This window comes from Pseudoalteromonas sp. MEBiC 03485, assembly GCF_004195145.1.
GTDB classification, from domain to species: Bacteria; Pseudomonadota; Gammaproteobacteria; order Enterobacterales; family Alteromonadaceae; genus Pseudoalteromonas; species Pseudoalteromonas apostichopi.
Map to the genome: position 1 here is coordinate 509,573 of NZ_SGBT01000001.1, position 17,702 is coordinate 527,274.

The following is a 17,702-nucleotide window of genomic DNA, read 5'->3' on the forward strand; positions in this document are numbered from 1 at the left end:
CTCAAAAAACCTGACAAAATATTTTTAAAAAATTAAAAATAATTTTATTTGGTTGAATTTTAAGGATAAAAACATGGGTGGAACAAAAGTGGAACAAAACTGTTAAAGATTGGTGTAAAGCGTTGATTTACATGTTTTAATATAAAGAAAATGGTGGCCCCTCCCAGACTTGAACTGGGGACCTAACGATTATGAGTCGTGTGCTCTAACCAACTGAGCTAAGGGGCCAATGTATTAGCGAAAGCTAAATTTTTGATGCGTTTAGCAGGTTTAACTGACTAAAGCGGGATGCAGTATAAAAAGTTTTTGTAACCTTGTCACTAGCAAAACCCTTTATTTTAACAATCACTAATTCAATTGCTCAAATAGTAAACTTTTTGTTTTTACAACAACCTTAAAGCATGCCGATTAGTTTCTAGCTTCCGACATTGTTCTAGATCAAATAGCTAGATCAGTAAACTCGTTAAAATAGCCGCTCAATCATTTGCGGAGTGCTGACTGTGATAAATTTACCAAGCTGGGATCAATCTCTGATCAACAAGTACAATATTTCTGGGCCTCGATATACATCTTACCCAACGGCATTGTCTTTAGCTGATGGTTATAACCAACAAGATATGATTAACGCGATTGCAGCGTCGAAAAGCCGTTCTTTATCGCTGTATATCCATATCCCTTTTTGCAGTCAGCTTTGTTATTACTGTGGCTGTAACAAGGTGATCACACGTCATCAATCCAAAGCCGATTTATACCTAGATAATTTAGCGCTTGAGATTGCTGAGCAAGCAACGCTTTTTGCTGATTATAAAGTTGAGCAACTGCATTTAGGAGGTGGTACGCCAACTTTTTTATCGGCAGAACAAATGAGCCGCTTAATGACGTTAGTTGAACAGCACTTTAATTTTGCTGATGATGCCGAGCGTGGTATTGAGATTGACCCTCGTTCTTTAGCTGATGGCATGCTAGTTCACCTACGTAAGCTTGGCTTCAATCGTGTCTCGTTTGGAATTCAAGATTTCAATGATGATGTGCAACTGGCAGTTAATCGTCCACAAAGCGTGCAATCTGTAAAAGGCTTGATTAGTGAAGCTCGTGAGCTTGGCTTTAAATCTATTAATGCCGATATGATTTACGGTTTACCTTTGCAAACGCCTGAGAGCTTCAAAGAGACGATTGCACAGCTTATTGAACTAAACCCCGATCGCGTTTCGGTATTTAACTATGCTCACTTACCAGATAGATTCGCAGCACAGCGCAAGATTAAAGACGCTGACTTACCATCTGCTGGCGATAAGCTTACTATGTTCAAAAATACACTTGAGCAGATGTTAGCGGCGGGTTATCAGTTTATCGGTATGGACCACTTTGCCCGTAAAGACAATGAACTGGCAATTGCGCAAAACGCAGGTCAATTACATCGTAATTTCCAAGGTTACACAACGCATGGACAGTGTGACTTATTAGGTTTAGGCGTGTCGTCTATTTCGCAAATTGGCAATGCTATTTTACAAAACGAAAAAGAGTTAAAGCACTATTACAAAGCTGTGCAAGAAGGGTTTGGCAGTGCAGTATGTAAAGGTGTCGCTCTAACTGATGACGATATTTTACGTGCCGCAGTAATCAAACAATTGATCTGCCAGTTTGAGCTTGATATTCCAGCAATCGAAGAACAATTTAATATCAACTTCGCTAGCTACTTCTGTGAGGCACTAAAAGCACTCGACCCACTGCTTGCTGATGGCTTGGTGACTGTTAGCCAAGATAAGATCACAGTAACAGCCCGCGGTAATTTATTTATTCGTATTATTTGTATGTGCTTTGATGCGCACCTACAACAACAAATCAAGCAAACTCGTTTCTCACGAGTTATCTAGCCCAACAAAAAGCAGAGCCTAGGCTCTGCTTTTTATTTTGCTTAAATCACAACTTCTGCTTAATTGAATACTACGTTTTCGCTGCCTGGCGCGGCTTTAAACTCTTCAATTATGCGGGCGCAATCTGCTTTAATCTCATCGCTATGCTGCTCTTCAGCACGCCAGCGAACGGTGTCCATTTTGAAAACCTCTTTTTTAGAGTATTTCTTTCGAGCATCGTGCGTTGGCATATCTTTTACGACTTCGTACATTTTAAAGATGCCAGGGTAACGCTCACTTAACTCAAACTCTTCTGCAAAGCTGTATTGAGAGATCAGCACCCAAATGCGTAAGCAGCCTTCAGAGAACTCACATTGCTCTTCATTCATTGCACGGGCAATTAAATGAATGCTATCGGCTAACTTTGCATTACGTTTTGCTTTTGATGCTGCAAGCTTTTGCTCATGCTCAGCTTGCTTCTTGGCGATAAGCTTATTTTGCTCTTTTAGTTTATAAAGAAGTTGTCCTGCATAAAACGCAAGCCCTGCGATAATTGCCGCACCAATTACTATGGCAATAATCAAGGTTGTGCTCATCGCTCATCCTCATCTTCGTCATCAAACCATTCGTTGGCTAAGTCATCTGATAAGTACTTATCGAAGTCAGACTCACCTTCATCGAATGAATCATCTTCAAAGTCATCTTCGTACTCGTCTTCATCTTCAATACCTAATAGCTCGCATAAAGCCTGATGACGAGCAATACGACTATTAAAGTACTTAGCATCTTTACCAGTTAATAACTCGCCACGCTCATGACGCTCAACCAACTTCAGTAGACGCTCGTCATTTTCTAGCGCTTCTAACTCTTGCTCTGGCGTTAATTCAGGCTCAGCCACTTTTTTAAGCTCAACCATTGGTTTCAAGTTGCGTTTCATTTCAACTTTCGGCTCGGCCTTAGGGGCAACTAAAGAAATAGGCTTTTTACTACCAACACGCTTATCTTTCGGTTGATTGTTCGCTGCTGCGTTTTCTGCGCTTAGTACATCAGGTGCATTTCGAGACCCTGGTTTAGCGCCTTTGGTCTTTTTAACTCGCTGCTCTTTTAACGCGCGCATTTCTTTAAGCTTTTCTTTGCTTAAACGTACAGGACCATTTGATGGAATTTTACGCGACTTTTTCTTTCTACTCATATCTTGATCATCTCACTTAAGAGGTTGTGCACAACGCCTTTGTGGCATTGTAATGCTGGCATAACCAGAAGAATTCGATGTGCGGATGTGGTTGGTCAACTTGACGAACTGCGCACTTTTTATACTTTTAGTACAAACGGTGGCTATTGTAACAGGACAAATAAAAAGGCGGTAGAGAAAACATCTCTACCGCCTACTAATCTGAGCGCCAATTATCTGGACACTTCTCCCTTCGACTTTTTAGTCTTTATTATTTTTATTATTATTGTTTATCCATTTTGTTATTTTTTTAACCTTCCGTGTAGCATTCCATTTTGTTTTTATTATTAAACTTCCATGAGCTTTTATTATTCTCGGTCAATCCTGACGCTTTTTTGTTATTTCCTTTAGGACACCTAACCAGTGTCAACCCCTAAAGACTTGCCGCAATCACTTTCCTTATTACATTGTCCATGTTGTTTTTGATGTCTCAGCGACAGTGGTTAATTTACTCATTAATAATTTTGTTACAACTAATTTATATAATTTTTCTTACAGATAAGATATTGCAACAAGTGCAATCCATTTAATAACAAAGAGTTATGCTAAAAATAGAAATAAAAATAGGATTTAGCTTACAGCTCACTATGGACAATGTCTCACACGAGAGTAGGAGATTTCGACATGTGTTAAATACAAAAAAAGCAGCTTGCGCTGCTTTTTTCACACTAATCACATATTAATACGGAGTATTTCTATCCGCAATCAGACTTTAGTGTAAGCCACCTAAGTATTTTGAAAGTACTTCGATGTCTTTATCTGTTAGCTTTTTAGCGATATCTTGCATCATACCGTTTAAGTCGTTATTACGCGTACCATCACGGAACTTTTCAAGTTGTGACTTGATGTATTCTGGATGTTGGAACGAAACTTTCGGAAATTTTGCTAGTGATGTACCGTTACCACGTGGACCGTGACAAGCAGCACATGCTGGAATACCGCGCTCAGCATCGCCGGCTTTATAAAGCTGTTGACCCACTTCCACTACATCTTTAGGTGTTGTACCTGCAGACATATTTAAAGAAGAGAAGTAAGCAGCTAGGTCTTTCATGTCTTGATCGCTAAGCGGCATAGCCATACCACTCATTACTGGATCCATACGACCTTCTTTGCCTCCAGATGTCATACCTAATTTAAACTCTTGTAATTGTTTATAGATATAATCTGCGTGTTGGCCTGCAATTTTAGGGTAGATATTAACCGGTGCATTACCGTCTGGGCCGTGACAAGCCGCACACGTTGCCGATTTCTCTTTACCTGCGTTTACATCGCCATCAAATGCTGTTGCGTTGCTTGCTGACAACGTACCAAGCAATATAGTTAAAGATAGTGCTATTTTTTTCATGGTGAATTCTCTGTTTCCGACCCTGTATCATCTACAATATGGATGTTGTGATTTCTATATTCTACACGATAATAAATTCTCTGGCACGTTTTCTGCCCACATTAAGCTCATAATTTATAGGGATTTGACTTAGATTAAGTTTCTACTTAGTAATTTTCCTAATTTAAAGCCAATTTAGCACGCTTAAATACGCTTTTGAATGCTGCTTTAATAGTATAAAATACGTGCCTTAAGTGGAAATTAGCCACTGCTTGTTATTTTTTATAAAAGACTAGGAGAGCCTGTGCTCAAATCTCGTATCAAATACAACACTGCGTCCTTTGTTACCAGCGCACCTGATATCTCACGCTTACCTGCTGATACGGGGATTGAAGTCGCGTTTGCTGGTCGCTCTAATGCTGGTAAATCAAGTGCTCTAAACACTTTGACTGATCAAAAGTTAGCTCGAACTTCTAAAACACCAGGTCGTACTCAGCTGATCAATACCTTTGAACTTGATGCCGATAAACGCCTTATCGACTTACCGGGTTACGGTTTCGCTAAAGTACCTATCGAAATGAAGAAAAAATGGCAAAAGTCGCTAGGTGAATACTTACAAAAGCGTCAAAGCTTAAAAGGTATCGTTGTTTTAATGGATATTCGCCATCCGTTAAAAGATTTAGACCGTGACTTAATCGACTGGGCCGTTGGTAGTGAAATTCCAGTGCTGGCACTATTAACTAAAGCCGACAAACTCAAACAAGGCGCACGTAAAGCGCAAGTTTTACAAGTTCGCCGTGAGTTAAGTAGCTTAGATGGTGATATTACAGTTCATGCCTTCTCTTCATTAAAAGGCACAGGCTTACCTGAAGTTGCTAAAAAGCTAGATGAGTGGTTTTTAGGACCCATTGAAGTTGAAGCTCCTGAGTCTGACGAACAACCTGAAGCTTAAACACTTAGGCTAAGTAATAACGCTTGGCTAATGATTCTAAATAATAGCCCTGCTCATCTGAGCAGGCTATTTCAGCCCACTGATAATACACATTTCTCGATACCCGCGCAGCCAAGCCATGTACTAATTGTACATAAGGCACGCTGACACCTTCAAATTCACGTAATACCAATGGTTGCTTTGCTGATACGAGCCATGCACGCTGCAAATTATCGACACAACAAAGCGCAGGACCTTGCTCTGTGTCTTCAAAACGCCAATCAATAATAACAAAAGGCACATCATCGACTGTAATGGCCATTTTCTCGACCGGCGTTTTTAAAAAATAAGTATCAACTTCTTTGCAAAGAACTGAGGCAAAGAGCTTAACCATTGCCTCGCGTTTTATTTCACTGCCGGCATAAAACCACCGCCCTTGCGCATCAATCGTCATTGGCAATTGCCCACAATTTTGTGGCTGCCATTGATCAAAGGGTTTATCGGGAGCCTGAAGAGCGGCTTCTAATTCGGCAAGTGATTGCATTATTTATCTTTATCAAGCGTCAAAGAGAATGTCACAGGTATAGCTGTTGCAATAGATGGTAGACCTGCAAGCTTTTGCAGTTCGCTAATACCTTCTGTTACTTTGAAATCACTCGCATTAATAATAACGGGTGTAAAAGATGATACGGTTACATCGCCTTTCGGTGACATATTAGCAAGCACATCAATTGTTAGGTCTTTTTTATTGCCATGAAAGTCTAACTCAGCCTTTAAACCTTTAAGTACATGTTGACCAGGCTCAAGTTTTAACAATGTTTTGCTTAAATCAGCAGTTAACACAGCATTAGGAAATTTAGCCGTTTCAAATAACAGCTTAGTCATGCGCTCATTGCGGATAGGGATCAGTGTTTCAACCGATGCCAGGTCGATCATCAACTTAAATTGACCTTGCTCATCTAGTGTTCCAGATACTTTTTTGAAATGATGCGCTTCTGCAACTGAGTTCTTTTTGATAGACACAAAGCTCACGTTGCTTTGCTCATTATTAACTTGCCAGTTTGCGCTGGCTAAAGGGGCAACTAAAATACTCGATAATGAAAAGGCAGCAATTGCCATAGATTTAAACATAACGCATTCCTTCGAAAGTAAATAAGAATCACTTTGATGGTATCACTTGCGTTGATTTGTGCAATGAATTGTATGATAAGAGAAAGAAAAAGCGACTCACTCAACAAGGAGTGAGTCGTTATAGCAAACTGGGGAGAAGCTATCAATACGTTGCACCCTTTCAGATGCATCATCAACAGGATGTCCTACAGGATGAGGACGGCGCGGACTTTAGCAAATACCAGATTAAAAATAAATTGCACAACCGCAGAAACAACACAAATTGATAAAGATATAACGAAACACTAAAACCATCTTTTCTTGTTTACCTTAAATTAACATTACAGCGAGCCGTAATTTAGGGTAAAGTGAATTTAAAGCACGCTAAAATCAGACTTTTTTAAGGCTTGTTAGTGATAAAAATTGCAGTAGAAGAGTAAAAGGTATGAAGAAAATCCCCTTATTTTTATTTGTTACCTTACTTTTTTTCATGAATCCTTGCTGTCATGCAAAAAAAACAACGACACAATATCCTGTTGTTTTAGTTCACGGGCTAATGGGTTTTGATAATCTACTCGGCCTCGATTATTTTTATAATGTTGCAACCAGTCTCAACCAAGATGGTACCTTGGTGTTCACGCCAGCGGTCTCTGCTATAAATAGCTCTGAGGTACGAGGCGAACAATTACTCACTCATGTCGAAACAATTTTAGCATTGACAGGTGCCAAAAAAGTAAACTTGATTGGCCACAGTCAAGGAGCGCAAACTGTGCGCTACGTTGCATCAACTAGACCTGATCTTATTGCCTCCGTAACCAGTATCGGAGGGGCAAATTATGGTAGTGAAATTATTGATCTTATTAATCAAAAACTGCCAGCAAACTCTCAAGCACAACATGCAGCCCAGTTAATATTTGATGCGCTTGGTGGTGTTATTTCACTACTATCAGGTAACAGTGAATTACCACAAAACACACTTGGTGCATTAAATAGCTTAAGTACTCAGGGTGCGAACACATTTAATCAAAAATACCCTGAAGGCTTACCGGTAAATAAATGCGAGCAAGGTCAGATAGTTGCCGAAAATGGTGTGTACTATTTTTCGTGGAGTGGTACAGCAGCACTCACTAATATACTGGATCTAACTGATTTGCCCATGCTACTTGGCTCATTACTCATTTTAGGAAAAGATGATGGCCTTATATCACGCTGTAGTAGTCATTTAGGCTATGTAATTAAAGATAATTATGAAATGAACCACTTAGATGAGATTAATCAGTTTATTGGTTTACACAATTTTCGTGAAGTTGACCCTATTGAGCTTTATCGTCAACACGTAAAGAGATTGCGGGAGTTGGGGTTATAGTTAAAGAGTAATGATTTATTTTTGGCTAAATCGGGTCGCACGAAGCGATGCTCTATATACAGAAGCGATCAGCCTTCAGCGGTCAGACGCGCGAAACAAGTTTCACGCCTACCTGTAGCAGCGGCTTTATGCCGCGACCCTTACATTGGAAGCTAGATTCGAGATAAAAGGCGATATAACGGTCAAGCAAATCGCTAACTTTTAGTCTGAAAGCTGACGGCTGATAGCTGACAGCTCTCATTTATTGCGACTATTAGTGAGCTTGCTGCCAGTTGTCACCACTGTCGGCTTCAACAATCAATGGCACATCGAGAGTAGCAGCTTCAGACATTAACTTACATATTTCAGCTTTATACTCATCAACACACTCTTCTTTAATTTCAAAAACTAATTCATCGTGCACTTGCATTAGAAGCTTCACTGAACCTTCAGCTTGTGCATTCACCCATTGATGAACTTTAAGCATCGCTTTTTTGATAATATCTGCGGCCGTACCTTGCATGGGTGCATTGATAGCAGCACGTTCTGCAGCTTTACGACGAGCACCGTTACGTGCATTGATTTCTGGTAAATGTAAGCGACGACCAAAAATCGTCTCTACATAGCCTTTCTCTGCTGCTTTTTCACGAGTTGTTTCCATGTACTCAAGTACGCCTGGGAAACGCTCAAAATATTTATCAATATAATGTTGTGCTTCATGGCGTGGCACATCTAATTGACGTGATAAACCAAATGCCGACATGCCATAAATTAAGCCAAAGTTAACCGCTTTTGCTTTACGGCGCATATCGCTGGTAACCTCTTCAAGACTTACCCCGAAAACTTCTGCTGCTGTTGCACTATGAACATCTAAGCCATTTGCAAATGCAGTGAGTAGGCCTTTATCTTGTGATAAATGCGCCATGATACGTAATTCAATTTGGCTGTAGTCGGCCGCCACAATTTTATGGCTAGGAGCAGCAATAAAGGCTTCACGAATACGACGTCCCTCTTCTGAACGAATTGGAATATTCTGTAAGTTAGGATCAGTTGAGCTTAAACGCCCTGTTGCTGTTACTGCTTGATGATACGAAGTATGCACTCGCTTAGTGCGCTCATTAACCATTAGCGGTAGTTTATCTGTGTACGTTGATTTCAGTTTTGACAAACCACGATGCTCAATAATCACCTTAGGTAATGGGTAATCATGAGCTAATTCTTGCAGCACTTCTTCTGCAGTTGAAGGTGCACCCTTTGGTGTTTTCTTGATAACAGGAAGCTCTAACTTTTCAAACAAAATCGCTTGTAGCTGCTTAGGCGAGCCTAAGTTAAATTTTTCACCTGCAATATCATAGGCTTCTTGCTCAAGTTCTAATAAGCGTTCACCCAAACGTTGGCTATGAGCTGCCAGCATGTTGCTATCAATTGCAACACCTGTACGTTCAATATCAGAAAGCACAGAAACGAGAGGTAATTCTATGTCTTCAAATACCGACTTTAGCTGATTATCTGCATCAATTTTTGGCCATAAAACTTGGTGAAGACGAAGTGTTATATCTGCATCTTCAGCGGCATACGGTGCCGCTTTTTCAAGCTCAATTTGGTTAAATGTTAACTGCTTTTTACCTTTGCCAGCGATATCTTCGAAGCTAATATTTTTGTGGCCTAAGTATTTAAGTGCCAGTGAGTCCATATCATGACGGCTACCTACACTATTAAATACATACGACTCCAGCATAGTGTCATACTTAATGCCTTTTAGCTCGTAGCCAGCATTCGCTAACACACTTTTATCGTATTTTAAGTTTTGTCCAACTTTCGCTTTGTTTTCGTCAGCTAAGATTGGACCAATTTTTGCCATTACAGTTTCTAAACTTAATTGATCTGGCGCATCTGGATAATCATGTGCTACCGGTAAATACGCTGCTTCTCCTGCTTTAACCGCAAAGCTCATACCGACCAATTGCGCTTGCATATAATCGAGGCTGGTTGTTTCAGTATCAAAAGCAAAAAGTTCGGCATCATTTAACTGCGTCACTAAGGTATCAAGCTGTTCTTCAGTTAAAATTGTTTCATAATGCGCATCAGCAACTTTTGGTAATTCGTTAGCTTCTGTTGGTACATCTAAATGAGTGTCAGCATCTTTAGGGTTATCAAGTAGTTCAGCTAACCAGCGGCGGAACTCACACTCACCATAGAGTGCGATAAGTTCGTCACGATTAGGTTCTTGCAGCTTAAAGCTTTCTAGATCCGACTCAACGTCAACATCACACTTAATTGTTGCTAATTCATAGCTAAGTGGCAGATGATCAAGTGCTGCAGCAAGCTTTTCACCAATTTTGCCTTTAATTTCACCAGCATGATCAATTACACCTTGCAATGATCCATATTTTTGCAGCCATTTCACCGCTGTTTTTGGACCACAGCCATCAACACCTGGAATGTTATCTACTTTGTCGCCCATTAAGGCAAGATAATCAATGATCAGCTCAGGGCCAACACCAAACTTCTCAACCACAGTGTCTGGATCTGAAATGCTATCAGTCATCGTATTAATAAGCGTGACATGCTCATTAACAAGCTGCGCCATATCTTTATCGCCGGTAGAGATCAGTACATGACGTTGCTGCTCTGAAGCAATACGCGCAAACGTACCAATGACATCATCAGCCTCAACACCTTCAATACTAATAAGCGGAAAACCCATTGCTTTAATAATGTTATGCAATGGTGCGATCTGAGTGCGTAAGTCATCCGGCATTGGTGGGCGATTAGCTTTATATTCGCTATACATGTCATTTCTGAAGGTTTTACCTTTGGCATCAAATACCACCACCATGTGTGATGGATCATATTGCTTGATCAAACTCTTAAGCATATTAACTACGCCATAGATTGCGCCTGTCGCTTCACCTTTTGAGTTAGTAAGGTGTGGTGGCGAATGATATGCACGGAATAAATAAGAAGAACCATCAACAAGAATAAGTGGATTTTCAGGGATCTGAGCCATGGTGAAATTGGATCCTAATTGAATAACATTAAATTGTTTGTAAGCATGCCATAAGGCCATCAAGAAAACGACTGTGAATTATTAACCAATAGAGGTTTATTAAAGAGCAAGCTGTGGATAACTTTGTAGATAACAGACAGAGTTAATTCTCCCAAAATGAAAAAACATTTAGGAAATTTTAGTAAGTTCATGTTTTGATTTAAAAAAGATATTACGACGTTCTTTTTTTATTATTTTAGTCCGATGTGGAAAACGGTTTTAGTAGCGATAACCTTTTGCTTATTCGATACCGAATTAACATCCCTTTTCATAACCGGGGGAGTATTCTAGCATAATGGATCAAAGATCATAGCGATCCTTTATACTTTTTTTTTCGTTAGTTATTTATAAAAAGGCATAAACAGCTATTCATAACGCTTTGCGAGTTATCGAGCTACAAAAATTTTTTATTTTGTCGGCTGACTCGTATCCTTGTTAAACTAAAGCTAATCGCATTAAGGAGAGTTCAAAAATGAAAAAAGTGGCAGTTATTTTAGCAGGTTGCGGCGTTTACGACGGCGCAGAGATCAATGAGTCAGTATTAACTTTATTACATATAGCCAAAGCAGGCGCGAGCTATGAGTGCTTCGCACCTGATATTGAACAAATGCATACCATTAATCACCTAACAGGTGAAGAAATGGCACCTAACCGTAATGTGTTAGTTGAAGCTGCTCGCATTGCACGTGGTGAAATTAAAGCCCTTACAGAGCTAAATGTAAATGAATTCGACGCTTTGATTGTACCAGGTGGTTTTGGTGCCGCGAAAAACTTATCAGATTTTGCAGTCAAGGGCGTAGATGCCCAAGTTCAAAGTGATGTACTTACAACTGCGAAAGCCTTTGTCGAGGCCAATAAAGCGGCTGGGTATATTTGCATTGCCCCTGCGATGCTTCCACTTATATATGGCAAGGGTGTCAAAACCACCATTGGTAACGACGCTGATACAGCAGCAGCTATCGAGCAGCTTGGCGGTGCACATCAGAACTGTGCAGTTAATGAGATCGTTGTTGATCAGCAGCATAAAGTGGTCACAACCCCTGCTTATATGTTGGCACAAAGCATTTTAGATGCTGACGCAGGTATCGAAAAATTAGTAAAAAAAGTATTAGAACTCGCTTAATAATCGGGCAAATAGCCAGCATCTAATGCAGGCTTTTCTTGCGCTAACGCAAAAAATGAAGGTTTTTCTATAGAAAAAGCCTTTTAGATCATTTTATAAATTGTGGCTTAGCGTTATAATCGTTCTAATTTCCGTCAGATATCGTGATTGATCACGTTCAAATCGAAGTGAGCAAGGCAAAATGAAAAAACTATCAGCTGCATTATTACTGCTAGCAACAACGGCATATGCACAAGCGTATGACAACTCTTTGACTGAAGATGCAATTAAAAAGCGTCTAGCGCCAATTGGTTCTGTATATCTAGAAGGTGATAAAGCTGCGGCCGCTGCTGAGCCTACAGGTCCTCGTTCTGGTGAGCAAGTTTACCAAGCAGCTTGTTTTGCTTGTCATGGTACTGGCGCACTAGGTGCTCCTAAATCAGCTGATGATTGGGCTCCTCGTATCGCTAAAGGTAAAGATACACTTTTAGATCACGCGCTTAACGGTTTCAACGCAATGCCTCCTAAAGGTACGTGTATGGATTGTTCTGAAGATGAAATCAGCGCTGCTATCGATTTCATGACTAGCAAGTAATAGTTTTAAAACTAATACTAAGGGCTTAATTTTATTAGGCCCTTTTTTTATGTCTATTTTAAAGCGCTAAGCTAGCTCTGTAGCCAATTCAGACCCATAATAAATTACCATTTTGTTAACATCTGTTACTTGACGATCTAATAAAAAAGTGGAACTATATAGGACGAAATTTAAACAACAATAAGATCTGGTTCTAAATCATTGGAAGATTCAGCAACACACATTGATAAGCTAGCCCGTAAGAATGCTCGCTTAAAATCGCTTTTACAAAAGTATAAGCAATCACATCACTTGCAAAATGCTCTTTTACAATTATCAGAGCAAGCAAGTACTGTTGCCGAATTAACCCTGCTCTATCCCGCTATTCATAATATTTTACAAGACTATATTCCGAGTAAAAACTTCTTCGTTGTATTGCATAACCCGGTTTACGATACTCTTGAGTTGTCTTATTTCGCTGATGAAAAAGATGGTCTTTCTGTACCATTAAAGTATGAGCAGTACTTCAAAGAAGGCTTAACGGGTTACGTATTCAAGCAAGGTAAAACCAGCTACTTTACCAAACAACAGACTGAGCAAGCTGTTGAACAAGGCTTACTTAAATGTTTTGGTACACCTGCAGAGCACTGGGTAGGCGTACCCGTCTACCGTGAAAAAGTCATTATTGGCGTAATGGTTGCGCAAAGCTACGACATAAACCAATGCTATTCAGAGCAACAAATTGAATTGCTAGAAGCTATGTCACTGTACTTAGCAACAGCAATTGAACGAGTGAAAAAGCGTGAACTACTAGAGTCTGAAGTTAAAATTCGAACCCGTGCATTAACTCAAAGTAACCAAGCACTTAACGACGAAATTCAACAGCGCAAAAATGCTCTCGAACGCCAACAACTGCTATTCAAAATATCAGAGCTGGCAACGCAAAGTAAAAACCTTGACGATGTATATCAGCATGTTCATAGCATTATCAAAAATATTACCTATGCAGATAACTTATACATCGCATTGTATGACCAACAATCTCATTGGTTGAGTTTTCCTTATTGCGTCGATGAGTTTAACGATAATGGCAAACCACGACCATTTGCTAAAGGCTACAGTGAACTGGTTCTCAGCACTGAAAAGTGCCAAGTCATTGACAGTGAAAGAGCAAAAGAGCTCATCAAACTTGGCGTTGTAGAGAGGCCCGTTAATGTTCCATCAGAGCGCACAGCGACTAGTTGGTTAGGTGCTCCGCTCAAAACTTCGCAAGGTGTTATAGGTCTCATTGTTTGCCAAGCTTATAATAATAAACATGAGTTTAGTCAGGATGATTGTGAGCTAATTACGTTTGTATCACATCAAATTGCTAACGTTATCCAAACTCATCTAGCCAACCAAGAGTTAAAGCTCAGTCACCAAAAATTGGAACATCGAGTCACTGAAAAAACTAAAGAGCTTCGCCAAGCTAATATGCATCTGCAAATGCAAATTGAAGAGCGAAAAAAAATAGAACAACAGTTGTATCACGATGCACACCACGACTCATTAACTAGTTTACCTAATCGCAGTTTGTTCTTAACTCAGCTTGAAAAAACATTGCAGCATTACCAGCGCTACCCAGAGCAGCAATTTGCGGTGCTATTTATTGACCTTGATAAATTTAAAGATATAAACGATCACCTTGGTCATCAGGCAGGTGACCAATTTTTAATTGGTGTTGCAGAGTCTTTCTCGCATTGTATTCGTGAGCATGATCTACTCGCACGCTTAGGTGGTGATGAATTTGTGGTATTGCTAACTCACTTAACTGAACAACAGCAAGCCCAAGATGTTGCAAAACGTATCATCGAAATTATGAAAAAACCTTTCTGTATGAAAGGTCAATGTATTCAAAGTGGTGCCAGTATTGGTATCACCTACTCAAAACCAAGCTACAAACACACTGATGAAATTATTCGCGATGCGGATGCCGCGATGTATTACGCCAAAAATGCAGGCCGAAATCGCTTTGAGTGTTTTCATCCACTGCTTAATGCCAGTAATGTACAGCATGATGTAGAGAATATGCATCACCTAGATGATTTGCCTATGCACTTTAGATGTGCAGAAATCATTACCTTGGATGAAAAAACTCACGCTGAGTCTTTACTAGAAGCATTTGGTGAGCACCCTGTGCTTGGTAGCACTAGCTTTGAAGTCCTCAAAAAATTTGCGACCGATCGTGTTCAGCACTTCGAAGTTGAGCTTAATCTACTAAAACAAGCCTTTTCCCTAGCAAGTAACAGCCAACTCGAAAAAGTACTGTTTTCTTGTTCAGGATTAGTTTTAGAGCGTATTAACTTTCAGGCACTGTGTAAGTTATTAAACGCACACGATTCAAATAGAATGTGTTTATTGTTCAACGAACAAGAAATTCGTTACGCTTCAGCGATACAAATTGAAAACTTAAAAAGCTTGGTCGCACAAGGGTTTTCGATTGGTTTAAATGAATTTGCTAAAGATCGCTGTGAGTTAAACTTATTAACTGAGTTCCAGTTCGATTACTTATTGTTGAGTTCAACATTCAGTAAGCGTGTTCTACAGCAAGAGAATTATCATTTGCAACTACAAGGTGTTTTAGCTATCACTAAGCTGCAAAATATCCAAGTAATAGCTAAAGGTCCGTCGATTTTTAACTACCGCACTTTGCTAGATAAGCACGGATTATCGCTGTTTATTGGTAAACAGCATGCGCTGGCTCCCTTCGAGCACGAAGCACCTAGCGCACAATTCATTACTTCTTAAGCATCGCTCTTAGATTAGCCACTCGTGCCTGGCCTTTCTCCATACGCTCAGCTTGTGAGGAAGGTGGCTTCTTCGCTTCAAAGGCTAAGTCATCTTGTGGTAACTCCTGCACAAAGCGACTTAGCTCTGTGTCTGAGGTTTCACCAAACTGACGACGTATTTTAGCATAGGTCATTACTAGCTCTTGCTGGGCGCGTGTAATTCCTACATAGGCAAGACGACGCTCTTCTTCAACGTTATCTTCATCAATACTTACTTGGTGCGGTAATAAGCCCTCTTCCATGCCAACCATGAACACATACGGATACTCTAAGCCTTTTGAAGCATGTAATGTTAGTAATTGCACGGCATCAGATTCGTCCTCTTCTTCGTTACGCTCAAGCATATCGCGCAAGGTCAGTTTACTAACCACCTCAGCAAGGTTCAGCGGTGGGTTATCTGCATCACCTGTCAGCATATCGGTGATCCAACGATATAGCTCTGAGACGTTTTTCATGCGCATTTCAGCAGCTTTTGCACTCGGTGATGACTCATATAGATAAGCTTCGTAATTAATTTGTCTAACTAGTTCTTTTACTGCTTCAAGGGTATCACCCCGAACTGCATTATCAGATAGCTCAACTACCCAACGGGCAAAGCCAGCTAAGGCATTAAAGCCACGCCCTTTTAATCGGTGCGCAAGCTCAGGCTCAAAGCATGCAGCAAATAAGCTGATATGCTTTTCATTAGCAAGGGTACCTAGCTTTTCCAGTGTGACAGTACCAATCTCACGACGTGGCGTATTAACAATACGTAAAAATGCGTTGTCGTCGTCTTGATTCACCAATAAGCGCAAGTACGCCATGATATCTTTGATTTCTGAGCGAGAGAAAAACGACATACCGCCGCTGATTTTATAAGGAATACGGTTACTCATGAGTGCTTTTTCAAACACTCGCGCTTGGTGGTTACCACGGTATAAAATCGCATAATCTTTATAACTAGTGCGCTTCATGAATTTATGAGAAATGATCTCTGCAACCACTCGCTCAGATTCATGCTCTTCATCTCGGCAACCAATTACTTTAATGGGCTCACCATAACCAAGTTCACTGAATAGCTTTTTATCAAACTCATGCGGGTTATTAGCAATCAGAATATTTGCAGCTTTAAGAATTCGTCCAGCACTTCGGTAGTTTTGTTCTAGCTTAATTAAACGTAAGCCCGGAAAATCTTTACTCAATAGCACCAGATTTTGTGGCTTTGCACCACGCCATGAGTAGATAGATTGATCATCATCGCCTACCACGGTAAACCGGGCTCGTTCACCCACTAATAGCTTAACTAGCTGATACTGACTAGTATTCGTATCTTGATACTCATCCACCAGCAAGTAACGAAAACGCTGTTGCCAGCGCTCACGTGCCGTGACATTTTGACTAAGCAATAAAGTTGGGATCATGATCAGATCATCAAAATCAAGGGCATTATAGGCGCGCAGTTGATTTTGATAACGAGCATATAACTGAGCAAATAACGCTTTTTGCGGCTCACGGGCTTCGCGAACAGCACGCTCAGGTAGAATCAATTCGTTCTTCCAACTACCTATTTGCATCTTCAGCAGGTTAAGTAAATCTTTGTCCTTTTTAAGCTCTTCTTCGGTCAGCTCAGCTAATAACTGGTTGGTATCTTGGTCATCAAACAACGAAAAACCAGGTTTAAAACCTAAAGTAGTTAACTCTTTTTTGATAATCTCAAGCCCAAGCGTATGAAACGTTGAAACCCATAAGCCTTTCGACTCTTGCTTGCCCAGTGTTTGCGTTACACGCTCACGCATTTCTTTTGCAGCTTTATTGGTAAATGTAACTGCGGCAATATTACGTGCTTGGTACTCACACTTTTGCACCAAGTAAGCAATTTTATTAGTAATAACACGCGTTTTACCTGAACCCGCACCGGCTAATACCAGACACGGTCCACTGATATATTTTACCGCTTCATCTTGTTTTGGGTTGAGTTTCATAAGCCCCTAAAGAAATTATCCAAAGATAGGACGGGCAATTTTACCGTAATCACTACACTACGCCTAGCCAATAAGGTAAGATTGTTTTTTTACGTGACTCAAGGGACGAAGATGATTAACCCAGCAAAACTTGAAGAAATCGCTAAGCAAATCACTGATAACATGCCACAAGGCGTGAAAAACCTTGCCGAAACAGTCGAAGGCAAGACTAAGCAAGCTATTCAAAACAAACTTGCTGAGATGGACTTTGTAAGCCGTGATGAGTTTGATATTCAAAGCCAAGTACTTATTCGTACTCGTGAGAAACTCACTGAGCTTGAAGAGAAAGTTGCTTTACTTGAGCAGCAACTTGCTAGCAAACAAGACGAACAATAAAAAAGGAGAGCTAATTAGC

Annotated in this window: 14 protein-coding genes and 1 tRNA gene; 7 read left to right on the forward strand and 8 right to left on the reverse strand. The window is 40.2% G+C overall.

What is annotated here, in order from left to right:
- Positions 1-151: 151 nt before the first annotated feature.
- Positions 152-228: transfer RNA gene (locus EVU92_RS02410), tRNA-Ile, on the reverse strand.
- A 272-nt stretch (positions 229-500) separates the two neighbouring features.
- Here EVU92_RS02410 and hemN point away from each other — a divergent pair.
- Positions 501-1,874, forward strand: a complete 1,374-nt coding sequence (gene hemN / locus EVU92_RS02415; RefSeq protein ID WP_130049868.1) for an oxygen-independent coproporphyrinogen III oxidase — start codon at positions 501-503, stop codon at positions 1,872-1,874.
- A 59-nt stretch (positions 1,875-1,933) separates the two neighbouring features.
- Here hemN and EVU92_RS02420 read toward each other — a convergent pair whose 3' ends face one another.
- The 3 genes from EVU92_RS02420 to EVU92_RS02430 all read right to left on the reverse strand — a co-directional run bounded on the left by EVU92_RS02420 (position 1,934) and on the right by EVU92_RS02430 (position 4,429).
- Complete coding sequence (locus EVU92_RS02420; RefSeq protein WP_130049869.1) at positions 1,934-2,449, reverse strand: DUF2489 domain-containing protein; 516 nt, start codon at positions 2,447-2,449, stop codon at positions 1,934-1,936.
- Complete coding sequence (gene yihI / locus EVU92_RS02425; protein ID WP_130049870.1) at positions 2,446-3,045, reverse strand: Der GTPase-activating protein YihI; 600 nt, start codon at positions 3,043-3,045, stop codon at positions 2,446-2,448. Before yihI ends, EVU92_RS02420 begins: the two co-directional genes overlap by 4 nt.
- A 751-nt stretch (positions 3,046-3,796) precedes the next feature.
- The gene (locus EVU92_RS02430) at positions 3,797-4,429 is read right to left on the reverse strand and encodes a c-type cytochrome (RefSeq protein ID WP_130049871.1); all 633 of its coding nucleotides are present in this window, start codon (positions 4,427-4,429) and stop codon (positions 3,797-3,799) included.
- Positions 4,430-4,712: 283 nt separating this feature from the next.
- On the opposite strand from EVU92_RS02430, the gene yihA reads away from it, so the two are divergent.
- Positions 4,713-5,360 (forward strand): ribosome biogenesis GTP-binding protein YihA/YsxC, encoded by a 648-nt coding sequence (gene yihA, locus EVU92_RS02435; protein WP_130049872.1) that lies wholly within the window; start codon positions 4,713-4,715, stop codon positions 5,358-5,360.
- A 4-nt stretch (positions 5,361-5,364) separates the two neighbouring features.
- Here yihA and EVU92_RS02440 read toward each other — a convergent pair whose 3' ends face one another.
- Both EVU92_RS02440 and EVU92_RS02445 read right to left on the reverse strand, forming a co-directional pair.
- On the reverse strand, positions 5,365-5,883 hold the full coding sequence (locus tag EVU92_RS02440; protein ID WP_130049873.1) for a DUF1285 domain-containing protein: 519 nt from the start codon (positions 5,881-5,883) through the stop codon (positions 5,365-5,367).
- Complete coding sequence (locus EVU92_RS02445) at positions 5,883-6,470, reverse strand: YceI family protein (RefSeq protein ID WP_130049874.1); 588 nt, start codon at positions 6,468-6,470, stop codon at positions 5,883-5,885. Before EVU92_RS02445 ends, EVU92_RS02440 begins: the two co-directional genes overlap by 1 nt.
- A gap of 424 nt (positions 6,471-6,894) precedes the next feature.
- Between EVU92_RS02445 and EVU92_RS02450 the strand changes: the two genes are divergently transcribed.
- Positions 6,895-7,815 (forward strand): triacylglycerol lipase, encoded by a 921-nt coding sequence (locus EVU92_RS02450; RefSeq protein WP_130049875.1) that lies wholly within the window; start codon positions 6,895-6,897, stop codon positions 7,813-7,815.
- Between the two features lie 253 nt (positions 7,816-8,068).
- On the opposite strand, the gene polA is transcribed toward EVU92_RS02450, so the two are convergent.
- On the reverse strand, positions 8,069-10,804 hold the full coding sequence (gene polA / locus EVU92_RS02455; protein WP_130049876.1) for a DNA polymerase I: 2,736 nt from the start codon (positions 10,802-10,804) through the stop codon (positions 8,069-8,071).
- 511 nt (positions 10,805-11,315) lie between these two features.
- Here polA and elbB point away from each other — a divergent pair.
- The 3 genes from elbB to EVU92_RS02470 all read left to right on the forward strand — a co-directional run bounded on the left by elbB (position 11,316) and on the right by EVU92_RS02470 (position 15,306).
- Positions 11,316-11,966 (forward strand): isoprenoid biosynthesis glyoxalase ElbB, encoded by a 651-nt coding sequence (gene elbB / locus EVU92_RS02460; RefSeq protein ID WP_130049877.1) that lies wholly within the window; start codon positions 11,316-11,318, stop codon positions 11,964-11,966.
- Positions 11,967-12,147: 181 nt separating this feature from the next.
- Positions 12,148-12,540 carry a cytochrome c5 family protein gene (locus EVU92_RS02465; protein WP_130049878.1) on the forward strand — a complete coding sequence of 131 codons (393 nt, stop codon included), beginning with the start codon at positions 12,148-12,150 and terminating at the stop codon, positions 12,538-12,540.
- Positions 12,541-12,741: 201 nt separating this feature from the next.
- The gene (locus tag EVU92_RS02470; protein WP_130049879.1) at positions 12,742-15,306 is read left to right on the forward strand and encodes a diguanylate cyclase; all 2,565 of its coding nucleotides are present in this window, start codon (positions 12,742-12,744) and stop codon (positions 15,304-15,306) included.
- Here the strand turns inward: EVU92_RS02470 and rep are convergent.
- Positions 15,296-17,308 (reverse strand): DNA helicase Rep, encoded by a 2,013-nt coding sequence (gene rep / locus EVU92_RS02475; protein WP_130049880.1) that lies wholly within the window; start codon positions 17,306-17,308, stop codon positions 15,296-15,298. The genes EVU92_RS02470 and rep overlap by 11 nt on opposite strands.
- Before the next feature lie 111 nt (positions 17,309-17,419).
- On the opposite strand from rep, the gene EVU92_RS02480 reads away from it, so the two are divergent.
- On the forward strand, positions 17,420-17,683 hold the full coding sequence (locus EVU92_RS02480; protein WP_054561163.1) for an accessory factor UbiK family protein: 264 nt from the start codon (positions 17,420-17,422) through the stop codon (positions 17,681-17,683).
- Positions 17,684-17,702 lie beyond the last annotated feature (19 nt).